Below are 20,691 nucleotides of genomic sequence, written 5' to 3' on the forward strand. Positions count from 1 at the left end.
GAGGGAAAACCTGTGAGCGACGCTTTCATCCCCGTCAACACGCCGCTGCTCGACGGAAACGAGGCCGAGTATCTTGCGGAGTGCATCCGGACCGGTTGGATCTCGTCCGAAGGCCCGTTCGTCAAGCGTTTTGAGCAGGCGATGGCGGAGGCCGCCGGCCGGCGCCACGGCGTCGCCGTCACCAATGGATCCGTTGCGCTCGACATCGCCGTGCATGCACTCGGACTGCAGGCGGGTGACGAGGTCATCGTTCCGACTTTCACGATCATCAGCTGCGCAGCCGCCGTGACCCGGGCGGGGCTGGTCCCGGTTGGTGTCGATTGCGACCCCGCGACCTGGAACATGACGATCGAGGGCGTCGAGGCCGCGATCACGCCGCGCACGCGGGCGATCATGCTGGTTCACATCTACGGTCTGCCGGTCGACCTCGAACCGATCATGAAGCTCGCCAAGGCGCGCGGCCTGAAGGTGATCGAGGACGCCGCCGAAATGCACGGCCAGACCTATCGCGGTGCGCCCTGCGGCAGCTTCGGGGACGTCTCGACCTTCAGCTTCTATCCGAACAAGCACGTCACGACCGGTGAAGGCGGCATGATCGTCACCGACGACGATGCGCTGGCCGAGCATCTCGCAAGCCTTCGCAATCTCTGTTTCCAGCCGCAGCAGCGCTTCGTCCACGAAGAGCTCGGCTGGAACGCTCGCATGACGAATCTTCAGGCTGCGCTCGGCGTCGCCCAGGTCGAGCGCCTGCCGCGGACCGTCGAGATCAAGCGCCGCATCGGCCTGCTCTATGATCAGCATCTCGCCGATATTGCCAGTATCCGCCGGCCCGTCGCCCGGACCAACTACGCCGAGAACATCTACTGGGTCTATGGCGTCGTGCTGAACGACGACGTCGCCTTCGACGCCAAGGAGGCGATGCGGCGCCTGGCGCAGAAAGGCATTGGAACGCGGCCGTTCTTCTGGTGCATGCACCAGCAGCCGGTGCTGCGCCGCATGGGCTTGATGCTGGATGAATCACATCCTCACGCGGAATATATCGCCCGTCGCGGCTTTTATCTGCCAAGCGGACTTGCATTGACCGAGGGCGAGATCGCCCGGTCGGCGCAGGCGCTCAGGGAGGTCTTGCCGTGACTGTCTTCGCGGACTACGCGCCCTGGTACGATCTGCTGTACCGGGACAAGGACTACGCGACGGAGACGGACTTCGTCGAAAGTCGACTGCGCGCGCATGGGGTTGCCGCGGGCAAGCTGCTCGATCTCGGCTGCGGCACCGGCGTGCACGCGATCGAATTCGCCCGCCGCGGCTGGAGCGCCGCCGGCGTCGATCTCAGCCCTGACATGATCGCCAGGGCGAAGACCCGCGCGGAGCAGGCCGGCCTCGCCATTCCCTTCCGCCAGGGCGATGCCTGCGAGACCGGCCCCGAGCGCGGCTACGACGCGGTGGTGTCGCTGTTTCACGTCGCAAGCTATCAGAACGATCATGACAGGCTGGAAGCGCTGTTGAGGACCGCGCACTCGGCCTTGAAGCCGGGCGGCGTATTCTTCTTCGATTACTGGTATGGCGGCGCGGTGCTGGCGCAGGGCGTGGAGACGCGCGTCAAGGTGATCGAGCAGGCCCCGCTGCGCCTGACCCGGATCGCGCAATCCGACCATGACGAGCGGAATGCGACGGTATTCGTCAACTACACCCTGTTCTGCGAGGACATGGACCGCTCGACGATCAGGCGCGTCGTCGAGACCCATCGCATGCGCTACTGGTTCCCCTTCGAGGTCGATGCCGTGCTCAGGCGTTGCGGGTTCGAGCCGGCCGGCAGCCATGCCTGGCTGTCCGACGCTGCGCCGAACGTGAAGGACTGGGCCGCCTGGTCCATCGCGAGAAAGTCCGCGCACCCGTGAAGCGCTACCACGTCGGCATCTTCCTCGAACTGCCGCTCGACGTAGGCGGCGGCTTCCAGCAGTCGCTCACCGACATCATGTGGATGCGCGACTGGGCCAGGACCGCCGGTATCGACGTCACCGTGTTCACGACGCTGCACGACAACGTCGCGATTCTCGCCGATCTCGGCGTCGACAGCGTGTATCTGAAGCTCGGCTGGCTCGACCGCCTGGTCCTGTTCCTGAAATACTCCGGACCGTTCGACCTGCTGCAATACACCATGCGGGTCCGCGCGCCATTCGAGAAAAAACTGATCAGGTCCGGCGTCGACATCGTCTATTTCACCACCACCTCGAACTGGAACCTGGTGCTCTACCAGCTGCCGTTCATCATCACGATCTTCGACGGCTGCTTCCGCGACAGTCCTGAATTCGACGAGGTCCGTGAATTCGCACAGTTCGAGCGCCGCGACACGGTCTGGCGCAACGGCGCCATCAAGGCCTCGGTGATCGTCACCAACGCCGACGAGCTGATCGACATGCTGTGCCGGCGCTATGCCATGGAGCGCGACCACGCCGTCTGCATCCCGTTCTCGCCCTCACCCTATGTGTCGCGATCGGAGGCGACCGGGGCTGTCGAGGATGACGTGATCCTCAGGAAGCACGGCATCGAGCCCGGCTATCTGTTCTATCCGGCACAATTCTGGTCGCATAAGAACCACGGAACCATCCTGCTTGCGATGTGCATGCTCAGGGATCAGGGCGAGAAGCACCGGCTGGTGCTCTGCGGCTCCGATCGCGGCGCGCGCGCCGCATTCGAGGCGCTGGTGGCGCAGCACGGTCTCGGCGATTGCGTGCACATGCTCGGCTTTGTCCCCAACGCGGAGCTAGGCGCGCTTTATCGCGGCGCGCACGCGCTGGTGATGGCCACCTATTTCGGCCCGACTAACCTGCCTCCGCTCGAGGCCTGGGCGGTCGGCACCCCCGTAATCTATCCGGAAGCCTTCCAGGCGCAGGCCGGCGACGCAGCCATCCTGTTCGACTACGACGATCCGGCTTCGCTCGCGAAGGCCATCGTCAAGGTCGGCTCGGCCGAAGAGCGCACCCGGCTCGCCGCCGCGGGCAAGCAGAGGCTTGCCTACTTCGCGGAGCGGATCGACGAAGGGCATCGGCAGCTTGCCCGGCACCTGATGCGGTTGAGACATCGCCGCTACCCCCGGATCTACTGAGACCAGGGCAACGCTGGCGGGGACAGGAAGGGCACGCTCATCCCACCGAGCGATGATGGCATAATGCCACTGTTTTGCCCGACGCGTCAACCTATTTTTCGTAAAATCCGCAATACGGGCGCGGGGCCCCCGCGCCTTTGCATGGGGTTGTTTTCGAAATTTGGCTGACGAGCCCGGACCCTTCAGTTCGGCAGCGCTGCCAGCAGGCGTCCGCGCACGTGCGCCATCAGCAGCGGGCTCGCCGCAAAGGCGACGACCCCGACCCAGATCGCGCATTCCGCCAGGAAGCGGAGCATCCCCGTTCCCGGCACCAGGGCGTGGATCGCCAATCCAAGCCCCCATCCACCGAACACGATCGTGACCATGACCACGACCAGCACCAGCATGTGGCGGAGCGGACGGGAAAGCGTCTGAAGCATGATGACGACCGTCAGGATTCCGAACTGGGTCATGAGGTCACTTGCCACGATCGCGATCGCCGCGCCGAGGGGCCCGAACCTGGGAATGAGAAGGGTCGACAGGATCAGGAACGCGATCAGCTGCAATCCCTTGGTCCGGACCAGCAGATCGCCGCGATTGCTGTGATTGGCAAAGACGAACGCCATCAGCGAGGGCGCGATGATGGCGGAACCGAGCAGCAGCGTGATAGCGAGCGTGGCATTGTTCGGGATGCTGCCGTGAGTCCACAGCGCGAAGAAATCCGACCAGAATGGCAACGCCCCGGCGACGATCAGGCTTGCCGCAGCGGTCACGAGCAGCGATCCCTGGGCATAGAGCGCGCGCAGCCGCACCTTGTCGCCGATGGCATGGTCGTGGCCGAGCTCCGCACCGATCGGCAGTGTGATCAGGATACAAACACTCCTCACAAAGCTCGAGATCACGCGGACCAGGCCCCATTGCGCCACCGCGACGCGATCGGCGACCATCGCGCTGACCAGCAGCACCGGCACGTTGATGAGCGCAAGCTCGGTGAGGTTGGCGATGGAGAAGGGCAAGGCCGGGCCGAATTGCCCGGCGCTCCAGCGCCAGGACACGGAGCGGCCGCGGCCACGACGCAGGAACGGCAACTGGCGCGGCGCGTCATAGACGATCAGGAACAGCGCAAACAGGATCTGGGCCGCGACATAGGCCACCGCGACCGAGAGCAGGCTGCCGAACCAGACGATCGCGACGAGCTGGCCGACCTGCCCGAGCAGCAGCGCTATGTTTTGCGACCACACGGCCCGGCCGTATTTGCCGCGCACGCGGTAGAGGCCGGCGACGAGATTGGCCGGCAACGCGAGCAGCACGCCGAGGGTGATCGCGAGCATCGCGGTGTCGAAGGTCGGCACCCCCTGAAATCCCAGAACCGCGGCGGGCGGACACAGCTCGGTGCCGACGATCAGCAGCGTGCCGAGCACCACGACGATCCGCAGGTAGATCCGTTTCATGCGGGCGTAGAAGCTCGCCGTGCGTCCGTCGCAATCGACGCAGGACTTGAAAGCGAGAAACCGGTTGATGGAGCGAAGCTGCAAGCCGCAGTCCGCGACGATAACGAGGGCTCCGGCAGCATAGAGCGCAAGCCAGGCCGCGAGCATGTCGCTGCTCCAGAAATGCAGGAATGCGGGGATGAGGAGCAGTTGCTGCGTCAGCCCCAAGACCATCTGCACCAAGTTTGCCGACCAGCCCTGAATGAGCCGGTGAAGGCGGCCGCTGCCCCCTTCGCTCTTGGGTCCATCCGTCCTGGCTGGCGCGTCAACTTGCGTATCGGTCAAGCCGCATCCTTCCCCGCGACCGCGCGCCACGAACCGTCCCGATTGCCCGCGATCGGCGGCGGCAGCGGTTCCTACGGACGCCGCAGGATCGCCATTGATTCCCGCAGCGGAAAACGCCAACGTGGATTCGAAGCAGAGCGTCAGCGCGTCTTAAGGTGGTTCAACGACTTAGGCAATGGCATCCGAGTTCATCCCGTTCAATCGGCCCTACCCGACCGGAAAAGAATCCGGCTACATCCGGAACGCGCTGGAGAGCCTTCACGTGTCCGGCGACGGTCGCTTCAGCAAGCTTTGCCACCAATGGATCGAGCAGCGCACCGGATGCGCGCGAGCTTTGCTGACGCACTCCTGCACCTCGGCCCTCGACCTCGCCGCGATGCTGCTCGACCTTAAGAGCGGCGACGAAGTGATCGTGCCATCGTTCACCTTTGTCTCGACGGCGAACGCCTTCGTGCTGCGCGGCGCGGTCCCGGTCTTCGTCGACATTCGCCAAGACACTCTCAACCTCGACGAACGGAAGATCGAGGCCGCCATCACCTCGCGCACGCGCGCGATCGCGCCGGTGCATTATGCCGGCGTCGGCTGCGAGATGGATGCGATCGTCGCGATCGCAAAGCGTCACAATCTGCGGATCGTCGAGGACGCCGCGCAAGGGATCATGGCAATCTACAAGGGCTCGGCGCTCGGTGCCATCGGCGATTTCGGCAGCTTCAGCTTTCACGAGACCAAGAATATCATGTCGGGCGAAGGCGGCTGCCTGCTGGTGAACGACCCCGAGCTTTCGCTGCGCGCCGAGATCATGCGCGAGAAGGGCACCGATCGCAGCCGGTTCTTCCGCGGCGAGGTCGACAAATACACCTGGCAGGATATCGGCTCCTCCTATCTGCCGAGCGATCTCACCGCCGCCTTCCTCTGGGCCCAGCTCGAGGAGGCCGAGCGCATCACGCGCGAGCGGCTGGCGATCTGGAACAGGTATCACGACATGCTGGCGCCGATGGAGCAGCGCGGTCTCCTGCGCCGCCCCATCGTGCCCGGCCACTGCAGCCACAATGGACATCTCTACTACGTACTGCTGCCACCGGAGATCGACCGGTCGATGGTTCTGCGCAAATTCAGGGACGAGAATATCCAAGCGGTCTTCCACTACGTGCCGCTGCATTCCTCGCCTGCGGGGCAGCGGTTCGGACGGACGCATGGCGATCTGGCGCTGACGACCGAACTCTCGGAACGTCTGATCCGGTTGCCGATGTGGATGGGCTTACAGCGGGCTCAGCAAGAGCGGATCTGCGACACGCTGGGGACGATCCTCGGGCGGTAGAACGTTTTCCCGCGAAGTTGAGACCGGCTCACGTCAAGAAAGCGCGTCAAAACCACACTCTCCCTAGAGCCCGTCCGATTCTCCGTTCTTGGGTGTCGAGCGCGGCACGAAGGGCGCAAAGGACTGATCGGCCGCCGTCGGCGCCACCAGCTTGCCGCCATTGGCGGGCACGCCCGCCACACCCGGCATTCCGGGCAGCGGCCGGTGGCGGTGGAGCAAGCGGTCCATCCAGGCGCTGCAGCACGAGCACCTCACTGCGATCGCCCTGCTTGAGGGTCACCTCACGCGGCTGGACCTCGCTCAGAGATCAACCGGAGCGGGATTCGCCCTGGCGCAGCCGAACCATCGTCTGGTCGGTCCGGTCGATCAGAATCGCGATGGCATCGCCTTCCCCCACCACGGCTCCCACCAGGATCAGAGGGGGCGCCGCCTCCGTCACCTTGGGCGGCGGGGACGCGCCCGTCTCCTCGACGGGCATCGTGGCCACCGCACGGGGCGGCGGGCGGCGGCTCCGCGCAGGTCGGTGGCAAACGCCGTCGTCGGCTCGCAGGACCTCAGCTCGCGCATCTGGGGCGTACCGGCGCAGGCGCGGCCGTGACGGGCTCGGGCTCGGCGACGTCAAGCTGGCGGGGGTTGCCGGTACCTGGCTCGATCTCACAACGGTCGCCGTGGCGATCGAGCTGGCGGCGCTCTCGGCGATTGCCGCCTATGTCTTCAATGCTGCACTGCGAAGAAAGTCGCTGAGCGCGACAGCCTTCCTGCCGTTCGGCCTGTTCCTGACGCCGGCAATCGGGCTGGGCTGGCTCGCCGAGGTTTTGGCGGCCGATTGGCCCACGATCTGGCTGGCCCTCTGGCCGGCTAGAACGCCTTAGTGCTCGCGGCTCGGCGTCCATTCGAGGGCGCGCATGCGCGCCTCCGCGATCTCGGCGCGGGTCATCTTGGTGGTGACGGCATCGCGGATCCTAGCCCGCGCCTCGCGTGCCCGCGGCGGCGCCGCCGATGTCGCGAGATTGAGCCATCTCGAGGCCTCGACAATGTCCCGCGGCACGCCCTGCCCGCGATCGTAAAGCAGGCCGAGAGAAAATTGGGCGAGGCTGTCGCCCTGCTCCGCGGCGCGGCGGTACCACATCGCGGCTTCGGTATAATTCTGCGGCACGCCGCGGCCGGTCTCGAACATGAAGCCCAGATGCGACTGCGCGGTGGCATTGCCCCGTTCGGCCAACGGAATGAACGCCCGCGAGCCCGCCACATAATCCTGCCGCTTGAAGGCGGCGACGCCCTGGCCGAGGGATTGGGCGTGCAGAGGACCGCTCACCGCAACGAGGACAAGCAGCGAGGCGAACAACGATCGCAATTTCCAGACGCGGTCAGTGGCCGAACGCAACGGAGGAACGCGATCGTTTCGATGGCTGCTCATCCTTGCGACACTAGACGTCCAGCCTCAAAAAATCCACAGCCCCTGGCTGGCTTCTGCGATCCCGAGCTTCTATAGGTCCGCGGCGACGGCGAACAGCTCGCTTTCGGGAGAACGACGTGGCAGAGCGAATTACCGGCCTGTATCGAGCGATCCGGCTTCCCGCAGTCTACAAGGGATTGATGTCCGCGCTCGGCGCCGACAATGCGATCAGGCGATACGTCAGCGAGGTGCTCGAGCCAGCCCCCGGCATCAAGATGCTGGACGTTGGCTGCGGGCCGGCCAATGTTCTCGCTTATCTGCCCGCGCTGGATTACACGGGCATCGATCACAACGAGAACCACATCGCATTCGCGCGCCAGCTCTACGGCAGTCGCGGCCGCTTCATCGTCGGCTCGGCCGATCAGCTGCATCAGGACGGGAACAGCTTCGACCTGATCAACGTATCCGCCATCCTTCATCATCTCGATGATGATCAGGCCAAGGCGATGTTCAAGTCGTTGAAGCCGCTGCTCAAGCACGGCGGAAGGATCACCACGATCGACAACGTCTGGCTTCCCCGCCAGCGCGCGATCGCCAAGTTCATCAACAATCTCGACTCCGGGATGAACATCAGGACACCGGAGGGCTATCTGGGTTTAATGAGCGGCCTCGGCTACGATATTCAACCCCGCGTCTTTCACGACCTGCTGCGGGTGCCCTACGATCACTTCGTCATGGTAGCTCAAAGCGCTCAGGCGCCCTCACTTTGAGTTGTCGCGCCGGTCAGGCCGCGCGGACAATCGTGACGCGGCGCTCCCCTTGATCCAACGCAGGCGAAGCCAGCGTGCTTCCCGCAAATGCAAAGCCCCGGGCGACGCGCGCCCGGGGCTTGCCTTTGCTGCTTCTCTCCTCGCGCAAGCTTGCAGCGAAGCGAGTTGCACAATCACTGCTGGCCGTGATCGGTCGATGCTGCGCCGACGGTCGGAGCTGTGCCTGCTGCGGTGTTGCCGAAGATGCGGTTGTTGCCGAACGACGCCGTCGCGCCGGTAATCGCGGTTCCGTTGAACGAGACGTTCAGGTTCGAGATCGTCATGGATGGTTCCGCCGTTCTGAAGGCCGGTCACGTTCCCGGTCACGTCGTTTCGTCCACTCCGACCACGCCGCCCGCATCCGCCTCGACGCCGGCGGACGTATTGCCGGACATGACGGAGCGGCTGATGCTGACGCGATTGCCGTTTCCAACCGCGACGCCGAACCCATTGTTGATCGAGTGGGTGTTCTCGACCGAGGCGGTGTTGGTGGACGCGCCAGCAACGCCAGCCCCCGTGCCGCTGTTATTCCTGATCACGGAGTTGCGGACGAACAGCTTCCCAGCGGTGCTTCGCGTGTCCGAGCTTCCCTGCAGCGTGAAGTCGCTGATGATCGTGTCCTCCACCATCACCGCGGCGGCTTGCAAGATGTTGATTCGGCGCAGACCCGTGCGTGTGCCGATCGTCCCCGAAGCGCCGGTGCCGTTGATGGTCAGGCCGCGCAGCCGGACGGTGCGGAGCGGATCGTTGGCGTTCACGGCGATGTTGATGATGATGCCGTTGGTGCCGCTCGCTAGGATGGAGCCGAATCCGCCGGTGCAGTCGATCGTGATGGATTTGGTAATGGTCACGGTACCGAAGCCGCCCCCGTCAAGACAATCGATTTCGCCATTGATGAACGTCTTGGAGATCGCGCCCGCGAACGTCTTGCAAGGTGCCGTGCGGCTGCACGGGTTGACGTCGTCGCCAACGCCCGACACCCAGGTGCGTGTGGCCTGCGCATGCGTGGGCATCGAGAGGACAAAGAATGCAAGCGCCGTTCCCGCAACGGCCGTCAATTTGGTGCCAATGGACCTCAATTCCCGGTTGAGGTTGAAAAGGGATATGCGAACGCGTCAGGTTCGAACGGGTCAGCGCAGGTCTTGACCGGCAGACCGCAGGCGATCCCGGCCACGAGCGGGCCGTAGGGCATTCAGAGTGCCTTATCGAGAGCCTTGGGGTTTAGGCGCAAATAAATCGAATTGGGTTCTGGTCCCGCGTCAGCTCGACGCAACATAGTATAACATTTCGTTGCAACCCCAGGACGCGCGACGGAAGGCGCTTCGGCGGCATCGGATCTGGGAGTTGGCCTTCCACCTGCCAAACCTCGTAGATTTGGCAATCGGGGACCAAGGGGATGACGACCTCGTGGACAACGCCTCGAGTTCCATCGGGGCGTGCATCAGCCCCTTGGCCTGCGGGACGGCCGCCCGGCGCAACGGCTCACCCGGCAGATCATTCCCGTCAGCGTCACGCAGCCGAACTATACCGCCCGTCCAACCACGACGCGACTGCCGCCGACCGGCCAGCGCAGGCCCGCAAGTGTCATGGTCACCTCGGCACGCAGGATCGCAGAGAAAATACCGTTGACGCGCGGGTCGAGCGTGAATTCGCGTTCGACCTCCTCGGTGCCGGGCTTGCCGCGGCTCATTAGCCGACTTGCGACCATCACCGGCAGCAGCAGTGACGTATACGAGCTGGAGAACAGCACCTCATAGCCATTGCGACGCATCTTCTCTTCGAGTTCGCCGCGGCGGTAGCGCCGTTCGTGATAGGCAATCTCGTCAGCGCGGCTCCACAGCCAGGGATGCTGGGGCACGGCGACGATGATGCCGCCGCCGTCCACCGTTGCCGCGCGAATCGCGCGCAGGACGCCCTCGTCGTCGGCAATGTGCTCGATGACATCGAACGCACCGACGAGGTCGAACGCACCGCGTGCCGGAATATGACGTGCGTCCATCTGCACGAATTCAACCTGCGGCAGGCGCGTGCGGGCAAATGTGAGCCCGGACGGATGCAGCTCCGACCCCACCAGCCGGCGCCACTGGCGCGATTGCGCGAAGGCACGCAGCACGACGCCGTTGCCGCAGCCGATCTCGAGGAACCGGCACGCCGTAGGAAAGAAGCGTTCGGCAAGGCCGACCAGCAGTTCGTTGCGCGCGACGAACCAGAAATGCTCGTCTTCGACCTTGGCAAGCGCCTCGAAATTATGCGGGTCCATCCCGCTGATCGTATCTGCGAGCTCAGGCGCAAACATCGGGATGCCTTCGCGCTCCGCGACTACGTTCGTACAAGCCGGGCAGCGCCAGCCGACCGGCCAGATCGGCTCGTGATCGTTGATTCCCTCTTCGGTGCCGCATGCGGGGCATCGGCGGCGCCCTCGAGCCGGACCGGTCATGCGAAACACACGGTCGCCGCGGGTTCGGCGCGACCGACATTTAGGGGTGAATTCATCGCGGAGTCACTGTAAACACGGCCCTGATGGAGGGCCGGACGAGGGCCCTACCGGCAACCTGTTCGGATCAACCACGCGCGTCAAGCCCATCGCGGCACGCGGTCTGGTGCCCTGAAGTCAAACCTGTGCGAATCTCGATCATCCAGTCCTGCTACATTCCCTGGAAGGGTTTCTTCGACCTGATCGGGCAATGCGACGAATACGTAATCTTCGATCGCATGCAATACGTGAAGCGGCACTGGCACAACCGCAACCGGATCAAGACCGCCAATGGCGTCGAGTGGCTGACCATTCCCGTCGTGACGAAGGGACGGTTCGACCAGCCGATCGACGAGGTCGAGATCGAAAAGCCCTGGGCCGAGAAACATTGGCGAACGCTGGAGCTCGCCTATCGTCGTGCGCCGTTCTTCGATGTATTCGCGCCTGCGGTCCGCGCCTGGTACGAACGCGCGGACAGGGAGCCCCGCCTGACCGGCGTCAACGAGCTATTCACGCGCGAGATCGTGGGCCTGCTCGGGCTGAAGACGCGGATCGTCCGGGATACGGCCTATCCCGGAGAGGGCATAAAGACGGCGCGACTGCTCTCGATCGCCCGGGCCGCCGGCGCCGATCGCTATCTCAGCGGCCCGTCCGCTCGTGCCTATTTCGACGAAGCGGAGTTTACCTCCGCCGGTATCGCCACGGAGTGGATGAGCTATCAAGGTTATCCCGACTATCCGCAGCTCCATGCCGGGTTCGAGCATGCCGTCAGCGTGCTCGACCTGATCTTCAACACCGGCCCCGAGGCGCGGCACTTCGTGCGCAAGCCCGAGGGCTGATGCGCCGGCGACTTTCGGGCTCGCAACACAAATCCCGGGACGAGCCCCGGGATTTCGATTGTTGGGTCGCGCAGCCCCATGACAGAGGCCGTGGATTGCGACGAAGGCGTGCGCGCTTACTGCTCGCCGAGATTGCTGGTGGCGCCGCCGGCTGCAGTGGGCGCCGTACCAAGTGCGGTATTTCCAAGCGTGCGGTTGTTGCCATAGGTAATAGACCCACCGCTGAAGCCGGTGTTGTTGAACGAGACGTCGGAGTTCGACAGGCGGATGTTGTTGGTTGACAGCACGCCGTTGGTATTGCCCGTGATCGAGCTGCTGTCGATATTGAGCGCACCGCCGGAATCGGCTTCGACGCCGGTGGTGTTACCGGACATCACCGAGCGCGTGATCCTGGCGCTGTTACCTGTCGCGGCGGCGATTCCGAACAAGTTGTTGATCAGATGACTGCCTTCGATCACGACCCGATTGGGATTCGTCGCGCCAAGGCCGACGCCGGTGGACGCGTTGTGGCTGACGACAGTATTACGGATGAACAGGCTGGTGTTTCCTGCCGTCCGCGCTTCGCTGATGCCCTGCTGCGCGAACTGGGTCACGATGCAGTTCTCGATCGATACCGCTGCTGCGGCAAATATCTTGATGCCAACCAGCCCCGTGTTGATGCCCATCACCCGGATGTTGCGCAGAATGACCCGGTCGGCCGTCCCGGCGTTGATGGTGATGCCGTTGGTGCCGGAGACCAGCACCGAGGCGGGAACCTCGCTGCAATCGATCGTGATCGACTTGGTGATGGTGACGCCGCCGAACCCGCCCGGATCGATGCAGTTGATCTCGCCAGCGGCGGCAGTCTTGGAGATCGCACCGGCAAAAGTCTTGCATGGCGCCGTGCGGCTGCACGGATTGGCGTCATCCCCCACACCCGACACCCAGGTACGCGTCGCCTGGGCTTGAGCCGGAGCCGAGGCAAGGAAAGGCACGAATAGGCCGACAGCTAGTGCAATAAAAGGCTAAACGGCGCATAATGAAACTCCTTATGGCCAGGATTTCTTCCCGGCCTTCTAAAATGAATGCGGTATCCGTCTATCTTGGACCGCCCCCGAGGTCGATCGCGCAGCACTCTCGACGTGGAAATGATCGCAACCGCCTCCCGAGCAATCCCTCCGTGCATGCCAGAGCGACCGATTACGCCAACAACAAATATCAGAGCAAATGAGCTGAGCTAACAAAATTTCCGCCGGAGAGACGGGACCACCCCCGTAAATATGTCCGTGAAATACGACGCCGGTTCAACGCGCGTGCATTTTTGCTTTCAATCTCCCTGAGATTGTGCCGGCTCTCCGCATTTGCGCCTCCCGCCCACTTGCCGTATGAAAGGCACGACCCGGCGGCCGCCCCATGACGACCGCCTAAGATATTGCAATACCACGGCGTTTTTAGCGATCGCCGGAGGTTCCCCAAGAGACGATGATGCTGGCGACTGAGTTGATCGCAGAAGTGCTCCGAAGTAGCGTTCCAATTCCCGCCGGCGACACGCCTCTCGCGGAACTCGAGGGCTGGGATTCGCTCAAGGGCGTGCGGCTTGTGCTGCGGCTCGAGGAGATAGTCGGAAGGGAACTTTCCGAGGACGATATCGAGCGCCTTCAGTCGGTCGGCGACGTCGAGCGGCTATTGAAGGCCGGATGAGTGATGACTCCGACCGATGATCGCTGGGTAGTCGTCTCAGGCGCCGGCGGCGCGCTTGGGCGTGGGTTGACGGCACATTTCGCAAGCAAGGGACATCCGGTCCTGGCGCTCGACCGCACCATCGATATCCCGCTGCATCCGCAGACCGTGTCCCGGACGCTCGACCTCACCGATGAAACGCAGCTTCGGCAGACCCTGGCAGAGGCCATTCCCGCGAATGCGTCGATCGCCCTGCTGATCAACGCCGTCGGCCTGATCTGGAACGAACCCACGCTCAGCTTCAAGGGCGCGAAACTTGTGACCCATGGTCTAAGCTCGTGGCGAAACGTCATCGAAGCCAATCTGACGGCGCCCTTTGTCGTCGCGGCCCAGGTCGCCGCGCGCATGGCGCGACGCGGCGGCGGCGCGATCGTGAACTTCTCGTCGATCGCCAGCGAAGGGAACGCGGGCCAGTCCGCCTACAGCGCCGCCAAGGCCGGCATCGAGGGATTGACCCGCACCATGGCGATCGAGCTCGGGCCGCTTGGCGTGCGCGTCAATGCGCTGGCGCTCGGCTTCATCGACGTCGCGACCACCCGCGATGCAGTCGCCGACGAGCGGCTCCAGGGCTATGTGCAAAAGACACCGGTCGGCCGCCTCGGGCAGCTCGACGATATCGTCAGCGCCATCGAGTTCCTCGCAGCCAACAGCTTTGCCAACGGCACGGTCGTGAAGCTCGACGGAGGCTTGCGTCTTTGATGACGGATCTGTGGAGCAGCTTCGCAGGGATCGCCGATGCCGCGCAGGCCGCGCCGGCGCTGATCCTGCGCGAGACCGTCTGCAGCTTCGGCGAGTTGAAGTCACTGGCCGAGCGCTGCGCCGCGGCGCTCGCCGCACGCGGGATCGTCAAGGGCGACGTGGTGGCACTGCAGCTCCCCAAGCGCCGCATCACCTACGCCCTGCTGCTCGGCTGTCTCAGGCTGGGCGCGCCTTACGTGTTCATCGATCCAAAGAATCCGGCCGAGCGCAGCCTGCGTATCCTGGCGCAGCTTCGTCCGAAACTGCTGTTCAGCTCGTCCGACACCGCCAATCCCTTTGGTGCAGCGGTGAAGCTATCGGACGGCGCGGACGAAGGCTGGCTCGGTGACGCGACGCGTCCGCATGCGGCCGACACGCAGCCGATCGCCGGGACCGACCCGGCCTATGTCATGTTCACGTCAGGCTCGACCGGAGAGCCGAAGGGCGCCGTTATCCCGCATCAGGGCGTGTTGAGCCTGATCGCATGGGCGAAGGACATGCTGCGGGCCTCGCCGCATGAGCGCTTTACCGGCATTAACCCGCTGCACTTCGACAATTCGGTGTTCGACGTCTATTGCGGCCTCTTCAACGGCGCGGCTCTGGTGCCGGTCGAGACCTCGGAGGTCAGCAATCCGGCAAGCTGGGTGAAGGTCATCCGCGCAGGGCAAGCGAGCGTGATGTTTGCGGTACCGACGCTGTTTCTGATCCTCGACCAGCTCGGCCTGCTGACGCCGCAAGCCTTCCCCGATCTGCGTACCTTCCAGTTCGGCGGCGAGGGCTACCCGATCGGCAAATTGCGCGAGTTCCAAGCCCGCTTCGCGGGCCGCGCCCGCCTCGTCAACGTCTATGGCCCGACCGAGACGAGCTGCATCTGCTCCAGCATCGAGATCACACCTGACATCCTGACGGCGCCCGACAGCGAGTTTCCGCCGCTGGGCCCGATGCATCCGGATTTCACATATGTCATTCTCGACGACGAGCAGAAGCCCGTGTCGCCGGGCGAAGCCGGCGAGCTGTGGATCGGCGGCCCCTGCGTCGGCCTCGGCTACTATGCAAATGCGCAGGAGACCGCGGAGCGGTTTCGCCAGGATCCGCGGCACGATCGTTACCGGTCGATCTTCTACCGCTCCGGCGACCGCGTCCGCGAAGACGAGAACGCGCGCCTCTGGTTCCAGGGCCGGGTCGACAACCAGGTGAAGATCCGCGGCCATCGAATCGAGCTCGAGGAGATCGATCTCGCTGTGCAGAGCCTTGTTGGCGTCCGGCGCGCCCTCGCGGTTGTCCTCGACGGCTCCGACGGAACCGAGATCGCGGTTGCCTACGTTGCCGATCGTGTCATCCCGTCAAAGGAGATCACAGCCCGGTGCCGTGAAATGTTGCCGGCCTATATGTGCCCCGCGACGATCGTCCAGCTCGACGAACTGCCGCGCAACGCCAACGGCAAGGTCGACCGCAAGGCGGCGCGCGCGTTCATTAAACAGATGGCTTAAGCGATGAAGCTCTCGATCGTCACCACGCTGTACCGGTCGGCCGCCCATATCGCGGAGTTCCACCGGCGCGCGAGCGAGGCCGCGGCACGCATCACCGACGACTTTGAAATCGTGATGGTCGACGACGGCTCGCCGGATAATTCGCTCAAGCTCGCCTGCGCGCTCGCCGAAAGCGACCCGCATCTGCGCGTCGTCGAACTCTCGCGCAATTTCGGCCACCACAAGGCGCTGATGGCCGGCCTCGACCACGCACGCGGCGAACTGTGCTTCCTGATCGACAGCGACCTCGAGGAAGATCCGGCATTACTCGGCACATTCATCGACAGGATGAAGGCGACCGACTGCGACGTGGTCTACGGCTTCCAGGAGCAACGCAAGGGCGGCGCCTTCGAGAGCGCCGGCGGCCGGGTTGCCTGGTACTGGATCAACAAACTCTATTCGATCGACATTCCCCTGAACCAGTGCACGGTACGGCTGATGCGGCGCGAATATGTCGACGCCCTGCTGCTACACCGCGAAAGCAACACCGTGATCGGCGGGCTCTGGGTGATCACCGGATTTCGCCAGGTCGGAGCGTCCATCACGAAGGGGCATCGCAGCGACACGACCTATTCTGCCCGGTTACGGCTCGGCACGCTCGTCAACGGCATCACTTCCTTCAGCACCGTGCCGCTGAACCTGATGGTCATGTGCGGCATGATCATCGCAATGATCTCCTTCGCATTCGGCATCTTTGTGATCCTTCAGAAGCTGATCTACAACGCCTCGGCGGGCTGGGCCTCTCTGATGTTCTCGATCTGGTTCATAGGCGGCATCATCGTGTTCTGCCTTGGCGTGATCGGCATCTACGTGTCGCGCATCTTCGTCGAGACCAAGAACCGCCCCTACGTCATCGTCCGCAGGGTCCACCAGAGAGCTCAGCCATGACCGAGAAGATCGATCCCGCCCGCGCGGCCTATCAATCCAGAGAGGAGCAGCACTGGTCGGAGCTCAAGAGCATCCTGGATGATGGCGAGATTTCGCTGCAGGAGACGCTCATCAATTATCCGGCCTTCGTCAGACGGCGGGAAATGACGCGCCTGCTGGCGGACTACGACCTGTTCCGCATGGTGATGGACCTGCCCGGCTCCATCGTCGAGCTCGGCGTCTTCCTCGGCGCCGGTCTCTTCACGTGGTCGAAGCTGCTCGAGACGTTCGTCCCGGGTGACCGCTCGCGCAAGGTGTTCGGCTTCGAAAGCGGCGGCGGCTACCAGGATTTTGCGCCGGAGGACGGCGATCCCAGGCCCTGGATCGAGAGCGTGGTTGGGCGCAAGGAGGTGCCGGACCGCTACCTCGAGCGCATGGTGAAGCTGACGAACCAGGACAATCTGCTGCCCGGCGTCGAGCGCTGCCGAGTGATTTCCGGCGATATCCTCCAGACAGTGCCGGCCTTCGCCGCCGGCAACCAGGGCACACGACTGTCGATGATCTTCTTCGACGTCAACCTGTACAAGCCGACGCTGACCGCGTTCCGCGCGCTCTATCCCCTGCTCGTGCGCGGCGGCGTCGTCGCAATGAACGGGTACGGCACGCCGCCCTGGCTTGGCGAGACAACCGCCTTCGAACACTATTTCAAGGAGATCGGGCAGCCTCTGCCCCGCGTCCGCAAGCTGTCGTACTCGATCCGGCCCGGCGGCTACTTCATCAAGGAATAGGCCGCGATGAAGAAGACCAAGGTTCTGCTGTTCACGTCGCAGGACATCGGCAACGATGTCTTCTCGTGGATGCATGCGCGCAACGGCATCGATCTCACCGTGGTGACCCAGCGCACGCAGCGCGACGAAATCTACGGCTATCGGGCGACGCTCGATCTCTGCCTAGAAAAGGGCGTGACCGCGCTGACGCCGAAGCGGATCGACAACACGTTCCTGACCGAGATCGAGGCCATGGCGCCGGACCTGATCGTCTGCGCCTATTATCCCCGCATCTTTCCGCGCCGCCTCCTCGCCATTCCCCCGCTCGGCTGCATCAACGTGCATCCCGGCCTGCTGCCGCATTATCGTGGCACCTTCCCGACACCGTGGTGCATCCTCAACAACGAGAAGGAGATCGGCGTCACGCTGCACTACATGGACGAAGGGATCGACACCGGCGACATCCTGGTGCAGCGGCTTCACCCGATCGGGCCCGATGAGACCGGGCACGAGCTCTACAAGAGATCGATGAAACTCTGCGCCGATCTCTTGATCGAGAATTTCGACAAGGTTCTGCGCGGGGAACTGACGGCGCGAAAGCAGCCTGCCGGCGGCTCCTACTACAACAGGATCGCTCCGCAATACCGGATCGACTGGCATCAGCCGCGATCGGAGATCCGCAACCAGATCCGCGTGCACGCAAGACCCTATTTTCCGGCCCACGCATTCCTGTTGAACAAATGCGTGACCATCAACAAGGCCTCGATCATCGACTTCGACGACTATCGTGCGCAGGGGGCCGGCACAATCTGCAAAGTGTTCGAGAACATGTCCTTCGTCGTCTCCTGCGTCGACGGGTGCCTCCTGATCGAGGATTACGATCTGTTTCCGATCCTCCGGCCCGACGACATCGCCCTTCACATCCGCCCCGGCAACCGATTCTGAAGACACCATGACCGACGAAGAGAGAAAGTCACCGGCTGCGATCGACGGCACCTATGGCGCTTTCTACCAGAAGCGCAATCCGGTGCATGTCTATCCCGTTGAATTCGTCGTCCGCGCCTATCTCGGAAATTATCCGCGGCACGTGACCGACGCCGCCAGCTACCACGGCAAGCGCGTGCTCGATCTCGGCTGCGGCGACGGCCGCAACATGCCGCTGCTCCGCAATCTCGGAATGGAGGTTCACGGCACCGAGATCTCGCAGGAAATCTGCGATCTCACCAGGGCGCGAATGAGGAATCTCGGCGTCGAGGCGACCCTTGCCGTCGGGCGTAACCACGCCCTTCCCTACCCCGACGGCTTCTTCGACAGCGTCCTCGCCTGTCACGCCTGCTACTATGTCGATCCCGGCACGCGCTTCCCTGACAATGTTCGCGAGATCGCCCGCGTGATGCGCCCCGGCGGATCCTTCGTGTTCTCGGCTCCGATCGGCTCCACATACGTGTTGCGCGGGGCCAAGGATCACGGCGATGGGCACATGGAGATCACCGCCGATCCCTACGGCCTGCGTAACGGCTACGTGCTCAAGAAGTTCGACAACGAAGCCGAGATCGCGAGCGCGCTTTCGCCGGCGTTCATTGACTTCGAAATTGGCTCGTGCCGCAACGATTTCTGGGGTATCGAAGAGCATGTCTGGACCGTAGCCTGCCGAAAGGCCGGCTGACGTTCGGGCGCCCGAGCAAGACACCTGACCTGGACATCCGACAATGCCTTTGTATTCCGGCGAGGAGCGGCCGCGCCGCATCGTGATCTTCGGAGCCGGTCAGGGCGCAGACACCGCCCGCCGCTATTTCGAATGGGATACGCCACACGAAATCAGCGGCTACGTGGTCGATCGCGAATTCCTCACCGCAGCCGAGTTCAAGGGTCGCCCGGTGGTTGCCGCCGACGAGGCCGTTGGCCGCTTCCCGCCGGGCGACTTCCTGGGTTTCGTGCCACTCGGATCGGGGCGCATGAACATGCTACGGGCGGAGAAGTACGAGCTCCTGAAGTCGCTCGGCTACCGCTTCATCTCCTATGTGCACGGATCGAACCGGCTGGCTGGGCATTGCGAGATCGGCGAGAACTGCTTCATCCTGGAAAACCAGTCGGTGAATTTCGACACCGTCATCGGCGACAACGTGGTGATCTGGAGCGGCTGCCAGATCGGTGACCGCAGCCGGATCGGCAATCATGCCTTCCTCGCCTCACACGTCGTGCTCAACGGCGACGTCACGATCGACGACTACGCCTATCTCGGCAGCAACTGTAACATCTCCAACGGCGTCCGCGTCGGCCGACAGTCGTTCATCGGCGCCAACGCGCTGATCACGAAGGACACGGACGAGCGCGCGGTTCATGTCGTCGAGGCGACGCCCGCCATGGGCATCGACAGCCTGCGCTTCATCAAGCTGCTCAAGAACCACCACTAGGACTCATCGATCATGGCTGAACACTACGAGCGACTGGGATTGGTCTATGGCGCGACCGCCGCGAGCTGGCATCGCTCGCATTGCCAGAATCCGTTCGTGCAGCAGCTTTCGCCGACCCGTTATCGCGTGCACTTTGCCGCGCGTGACGAAAAGAACCGGTCGCAGGGTGCATGGGCCGATATCGAGGTGACCGGCTCTGGGCTGGTGGTGAAGGAGGCCGCACCCGCGCCCTCGCTCACGCTCGGCCGGCTCGGTGCCTTCGACGATTGCGGGGCGATGCCGGGCAGCATCGTCACGCATCGGAGACGTCTCCTGATGTATTACACGGGCTGGACGCTGGCACGCGCGGTGCCCTTCACCTTCTTCATCGGCGCGGCGGAGTCTCGCGACGGCGGCAAGACCTTCCAGAAGGTGTCGGAAGCACCGGTGCTGGGACGCAGTCATTACGACCCGTTCCTGACCGGCGCGCCCTGGGTGATCGCAGAAGGCGGTCGCTTGCGCATGTGGTACATCTCCGGCACCGAATGGGTGCCGGGCGCAACCGAAAGCGAGCCGCCGACGCACTATTACTCGATCAAGCATGCGACCAGCGACGACGGCATCGCTTGGGAGGTCAACGACCGACTGTGCCTGCCCTATCTGGAGAACGAGCACGCGATTGCACGGCCCGTGGTGATGAAGGTCGAGGGCGGCTACCGCATGATCTATTCGGCACGCCGTCTCGGCGAGACCTATCGCATCTACAGCGCGACCTCCACGGACGGGCTCTCGTGGCAGCGCGACGCAGCGCCGATGATCGAGGTTGCGTCCTCGGGATGGGATTCCGAGATGGTCTGCTACGGCAGCCGCCTGGAAACGCTGCAGGGCAACTTCCTGCTCTATAACGGCAACGCCTACGGCAAGGATGGGTTCGGCGCAGCTCGCTGGACCTGATCTGCGGATCAAATGTCTCGGGCGCCACT

General features: G+C 63.8%; 24 protein-coding genes. 16 read left to right on the forward strand and 8 right to left on the reverse strand.

What is annotated here, in order from left to right:
- Positions 1-12: 12 nt before the first annotated feature.
- Genes IVA74_RS30695 through IVA74_RS30705 form a run of 3 tightly spaced genes read left to right on the forward strand, consistent with a single transcriptional unit; the run spans position 13 to position 3,106 of the window.
- Positions 13-1,134 carry a DegT/DnrJ/EryC1/StrS family aminotransferase gene (locus IVA74_RS30695; RefSeq protein WP_247350482.1) on the forward strand — a complete coding sequence of 374 codons (1,122 nt, stop codon included), beginning with the start codon at positions 13-15 and terminating at the stop codon, positions 1,132-1,134.
- Entirely contained in the window at positions 1,131-1,898 is a 768-nt protein-coding gene (locus IVA74_RS30700) for a class I SAM-dependent methyltransferase (protein ID WP_247350484.1), read from the forward strand. The genes IVA74_RS30695 and IVA74_RS30700 overlap by 4 nt, the downstream gene beginning before the upstream one ends.
- Positions 1,895-3,106, forward strand: a complete 1,212-nt coding sequence (locus tag IVA74_RS30705) for a glycosyltransferase (RefSeq protein ID WP_247350485.1) — start codon at positions 1,895-1,897, stop codon at positions 3,104-3,106. The genes IVA74_RS30700 and IVA74_RS30705 overlap by 4 nt, the downstream gene beginning before the upstream one ends.
- 182 nt (positions 3,107-3,288) lie before the next feature.
- On the opposite strand, the gene IVA74_RS30710 is transcribed toward IVA74_RS30705, so the two are convergent.
- Positions 3,289-4,755 carry a hypothetical protein gene (locus IVA74_RS30710; protein WP_247350486.1) on the reverse strand — a complete coding sequence of 489 codons (1,467 nt, stop codon included), beginning with the start codon at positions 4,753-4,755 and terminating at the stop codon, positions 3,289-3,291.
- 280 nt (positions 4,756-5,035) lie between these two features.
- On the opposite strand from IVA74_RS30710, the gene rffA reads away from it, so the two are divergent.
- Positions 5,036-6,178, forward strand: coding sequence for a dTDP-4-amino-4,6-dideoxygalactose transaminase (gene rffA, locus IVA74_RS30715; RefSeq protein ID WP_247350487.1), 1,143 nt, complete (start codon positions 5,036-5,038; stop codon positions 6,176-6,178).
- Between the two features lie 63 nt (positions 6,179-6,241).
- Here rffA and IVA74_RS30720 read toward each other — a convergent pair whose 3' ends face one another.
- Together IVA74_RS30720 and IVA74_RS30725 are read right to left on the reverse strand one after the other, a co-directional pair.
- The gene (locus tag IVA74_RS30720; protein WP_247350488.1) at positions 6,242-6,406 is read right to left on the reverse strand and encodes a hypothetical protein; all 165 of its coding nucleotides are present in this window, start codon (positions 6,404-6,406) and stop codon (positions 6,242-6,244) included.
- Positions 6,407-6,485: 79 nt separating this feature from the next.
- Complete coding sequence (locus tag IVA74_RS30725; protein WP_247350489.1) at positions 6,486-6,656, reverse strand: hypothetical protein; 171 nt, start codon at positions 6,654-6,656, stop codon at positions 6,486-6,488.
- 1 nt (position 6,657) lies between these two features.
- Here IVA74_RS30725 and IVA74_RS30730 point away from each other — a divergent pair, with 1 nt between their 5' ends.
- Positions 6,658-7,050, forward strand: coding sequence for a hypothetical protein (locus tag IVA74_RS30730; protein ID WP_247350490.1), 393 nt, complete (start codon positions 6,658-6,660; stop codon positions 7,048-7,050).
- On the opposite strand, the gene IVA74_RS30735 is transcribed toward IVA74_RS30730, so the two are convergent.
- Positions 7,047-7,523: a tetratricopeptide repeat protein gene (locus IVA74_RS30735; RefSeq protein WP_346730988.1), complete on the reverse strand. Its 477-nt coding sequence runs from the start codon at positions 7,521-7,523 to the stop codon at positions 7,047-7,049. The genes IVA74_RS30730 and IVA74_RS30735 overlap by 4 nt on opposite strands.
- 188 nt (positions 7,524-7,711) lie before the next feature.
- On the opposite strand from IVA74_RS30735, the gene IVA74_RS30740 reads away from it, so the two are divergent.
- Positions 7,712-8,344 carry a class I SAM-dependent methyltransferase gene (locus tag IVA74_RS30740; protein ID WP_247350492.1) on the forward strand — a complete coding sequence of 211 codons (633 nt, stop codon included), beginning with the start codon at positions 7,712-7,714 and terminating at the stop codon, positions 8,342-8,344.
- A gap of 173 nt (positions 8,345-8,517) precedes the next feature.
- On the opposite strand, the gene IVA74_RS30745 is transcribed toward IVA74_RS30740, so the two are convergent.
- The 3 genes from IVA74_RS30745 to IVA74_RS30755 form a co-directional block, all read right to left on the reverse strand.
- Positions 8,518-8,667, reverse strand: coding sequence for a hypothetical protein (locus IVA74_RS30745; RefSeq protein WP_247350494.1), 150 nt, complete (start codon positions 8,665-8,667; stop codon positions 8,518-8,520).
- 39 nt (positions 8,668-8,706) lie between these two features.
- On the reverse strand, positions 8,707-9,396 hold the full coding sequence (locus IVA74_RS30750) for a hypothetical protein (protein WP_247350496.1): 690 nt from the start codon (positions 9,394-9,396) through the stop codon (positions 8,707-8,709).
- 509 nt (positions 9,397-9,905) lie between these two features.
- Entirely contained in the window at positions 9,906-10,679 is a 774-nt protein-coding gene (locus tag IVA74_RS30755) for a class I SAM-dependent methyltransferase (RefSeq protein WP_247350498.1), read from the reverse strand.
- Between the two features lie 323 nt (positions 10,680-11,002).
- Here IVA74_RS30755 and IVA74_RS30760 point away from each other — a divergent pair, with 323 nt between their 5' ends.
- Positions 11,003-11,695 (forward strand): WbqC family protein, encoded by a 693-nt coding sequence (locus IVA74_RS30760; RefSeq protein ID WP_247350502.1) that lies wholly within the window; start codon positions 11,003-11,005, stop codon positions 11,693-11,695.
- 116 nt (positions 11,696-11,811) lie between these two features.
- On the opposite strand, the gene IVA74_RS30765 is transcribed toward IVA74_RS30760, so the two are convergent.
- Positions 11,812-12,669, reverse strand: a complete 858-nt coding sequence (locus IVA74_RS30765; protein WP_247350505.1) for a right-handed parallel beta-helix repeat-containing protein — start codon at positions 12,667-12,669, stop codon at positions 11,812-11,814.
- 490 nt (positions 12,670-13,159) lie between these two features.
- Between IVA74_RS30765 and IVA74_RS30770 the strand changes: the two genes are divergently transcribed.
- Genes IVA74_RS30770 through IVA74_RS30810 form a run of 9 tightly spaced genes read left to right on the forward strand, consistent with a single transcriptional unit; the run spans position 13,160 to position 20,662 of the window.
- Entirely contained in the window at positions 13,160-13,375 is a 216-nt protein-coding gene (locus IVA74_RS30770) for an acyl carrier protein (protein WP_247350509.1), read from the forward strand.
- 3 nt (positions 13,376-13,378) lie between these two features.
- On the forward strand, positions 13,379-14,113 hold the full coding sequence (locus IVA74_RS30775; RefSeq protein WP_247350512.1) for an SDR family oxidoreductase: 735 nt from the start codon (positions 13,379-13,381) through the stop codon (positions 14,111-14,113).
- A complete protein-coding gene (locus tag IVA74_RS30780) occupies positions 14,113-15,642 on the forward strand; it encodes an amino acid adenylation domain-containing protein (RefSeq protein WP_247350514.1) in 1,530 nt (509 codons plus the stop codon). The genes IVA74_RS30775 and IVA74_RS30780 overlap by 1 nt, the downstream gene beginning before the upstream one ends.
- Positions 15,643-15,645: 3 nt before the next feature.
- The gene (locus IVA74_RS30785) at positions 15,646-16,569 is read left to right on the forward strand and encodes a glycosyltransferase family 2 protein (RefSeq protein WP_247350515.1); all 924 of its coding nucleotides are present in this window, start codon (positions 15,646-15,648) and stop codon (positions 16,567-16,569) included.
- The gene (locus tag IVA74_RS30790) at positions 16,566-17,336 is read left to right on the forward strand and encodes a TylF/MycF family methyltransferase (protein WP_247350516.1); all 771 of its coding nucleotides are present in this window, start codon (positions 16,566-16,568) and stop codon (positions 17,334-17,336) included. Before IVA74_RS30785 ends, IVA74_RS30790 begins: the two co-directional genes overlap by 4 nt.
- 6 nt (positions 17,337-17,342) lie before the next feature.
- Positions 17,343-18,260: a methionyl-tRNA formyltransferase gene (locus IVA74_RS30795; RefSeq protein WP_247350517.1), complete on the forward strand. Its 918-nt coding sequence runs from the start codon at positions 17,343-17,345 to the stop codon at positions 18,258-18,260.
- Positions 18,261-18,267: 7 nt separating this feature from the next.
- Positions 18,268-18,981 carry a class I SAM-dependent methyltransferase gene (locus IVA74_RS30800; protein ID WP_247350518.1) on the forward strand — a complete coding sequence of 238 codons (714 nt, stop codon included), beginning with the start codon at positions 18,268-18,270 and terminating at the stop codon, positions 18,979-18,981.
- 43 nt (positions 18,982-19,024) lie between these two features.
- Positions 19,025-19,729 carry an acetyltransferase gene (locus tag IVA74_RS30805; RefSeq protein ID WP_247350519.1) on the forward strand — a complete coding sequence of 235 codons (705 nt, stop codon included), beginning with the start codon at positions 19,025-19,027 and terminating at the stop codon, positions 19,727-19,729.
- A 12-nt stretch (positions 19,730-19,741) separates the two neighbouring features.
- The gene (locus IVA74_RS30810) at positions 19,742-20,662 is read left to right on the forward strand and encodes a hypothetical protein (protein ID WP_247350520.1); all 921 of its coding nucleotides are present in this window, start codon (positions 19,742-19,744) and stop codon (positions 20,660-20,662) included.
- Positions 20,663-20,691: the final 29 nt, after the last annotated feature.

Source organism: Bradyrhizobium sp. 132 (assembly GCF_023074185.1).
In the GTDB taxonomy this organism is placed as follows: domain Bacteria; phylum Pseudomonadota; class Alphaproteobacteria; order Rhizobiales; family Xanthobacteraceae; genus Bradyrhizobium.

Coding starts and splice junctions, on each gene's coding strand:
- rffA (WP_247350487.1), top strand. CDS start 5,036: ATGGCATCCGAGTTCATCCCGTTCAATCGGCCCTACCCGACCGGAAAA.
- IVA74_RS30720 (WP_247350488.1), bottom strand. CDS start 6,406: ATGGACCGCTTGCTCCACCGCCACCGGCCGCTGCCCGGAATGCCGGGT.
- IVA74_RS30725 (WP_247350489.1), bottom strand. CDS start 6,656: ATGCCCGTCGAGGAGACGGGCGCGTCCCCGCCGCCCAAGGTGACGGAG.
- IVA74_RS30745 (WP_247350494.1), bottom strand. CDS start 8,667: ATGACGATCTCGAACCTGAACGTCTCGTTCAACGGAACCGCGATTACC.
- IVA74_RS30750 (WP_247350496.1), bottom strand. CDS start 9,396: ATGCCCACGCATGCGCAGGCCACACGCACCTGGGTGTCGGGCGTTGGC.
- IVA74_RS30755 (WP_247350498.1), bottom strand. CDS start 10,679: ATGTTTGCGCCTGAGCTCGCAGATACGATCAGCGGGATGGACCCGCAT.
- IVA74_RS30770 (WP_247350509.1), top strand. CDS start 13,160: ATGCTGGCGACTGAGTTGATCGCAGAAGTGCTCCGAAGTAGCGTTCCA.
- IVA74_RS30775 (WP_247350512.1), top strand. CDS start 13,379: ATGACTCCGACCGATGATCGCTGGGTAGTCGTCTCAGGCGCCGGCGGC.
- IVA74_RS30780 (WP_247350514.1), top strand. CDS start 14,113: ATGACGGATCTGTGGAGCAGCTTCGCAGGGATCGCCGATGCCGCGCAG.
- IVA74_RS30785 (WP_247350515.1), top strand. CDS start 15,646: ATGAAGCTCTCGATCGTCACCACGCTGTACCGGTCGGCCGCCCATATC.
- IVA74_RS30790 (WP_247350516.1), top strand. CDS start 16,566: ATGACCGAGAAGATCGATCCCGCCCGCGCGGCCTATCAATCCAGAGAG.
- IVA74_RS30795 (WP_247350517.1), top strand. CDS start 17,343: ATGAAGAAGACCAAGGTTCTGCTGTTCACGTCGCAGGACATCGGCAAC.
- IVA74_RS30800 (WP_247350518.1), top strand. CDS start 18,268: ATGACCGACGAAGAGAGAAAGTCACCGGCTGCGATCGACGGCACCTAT.
- IVA74_RS30805 (WP_247350519.1), top strand. CDS start 19,025: ATGCCTTTGTATTCCGGCGAGGAGCGGCCGCGCCGCATCGTGATCTTC.
- IVA74_RS30810 (WP_247350520.1), top strand. CDS start 19,742: ATGGCTGAACACTACGAGCGACTGGGATTGGTCTATGGCGCGACCGCC.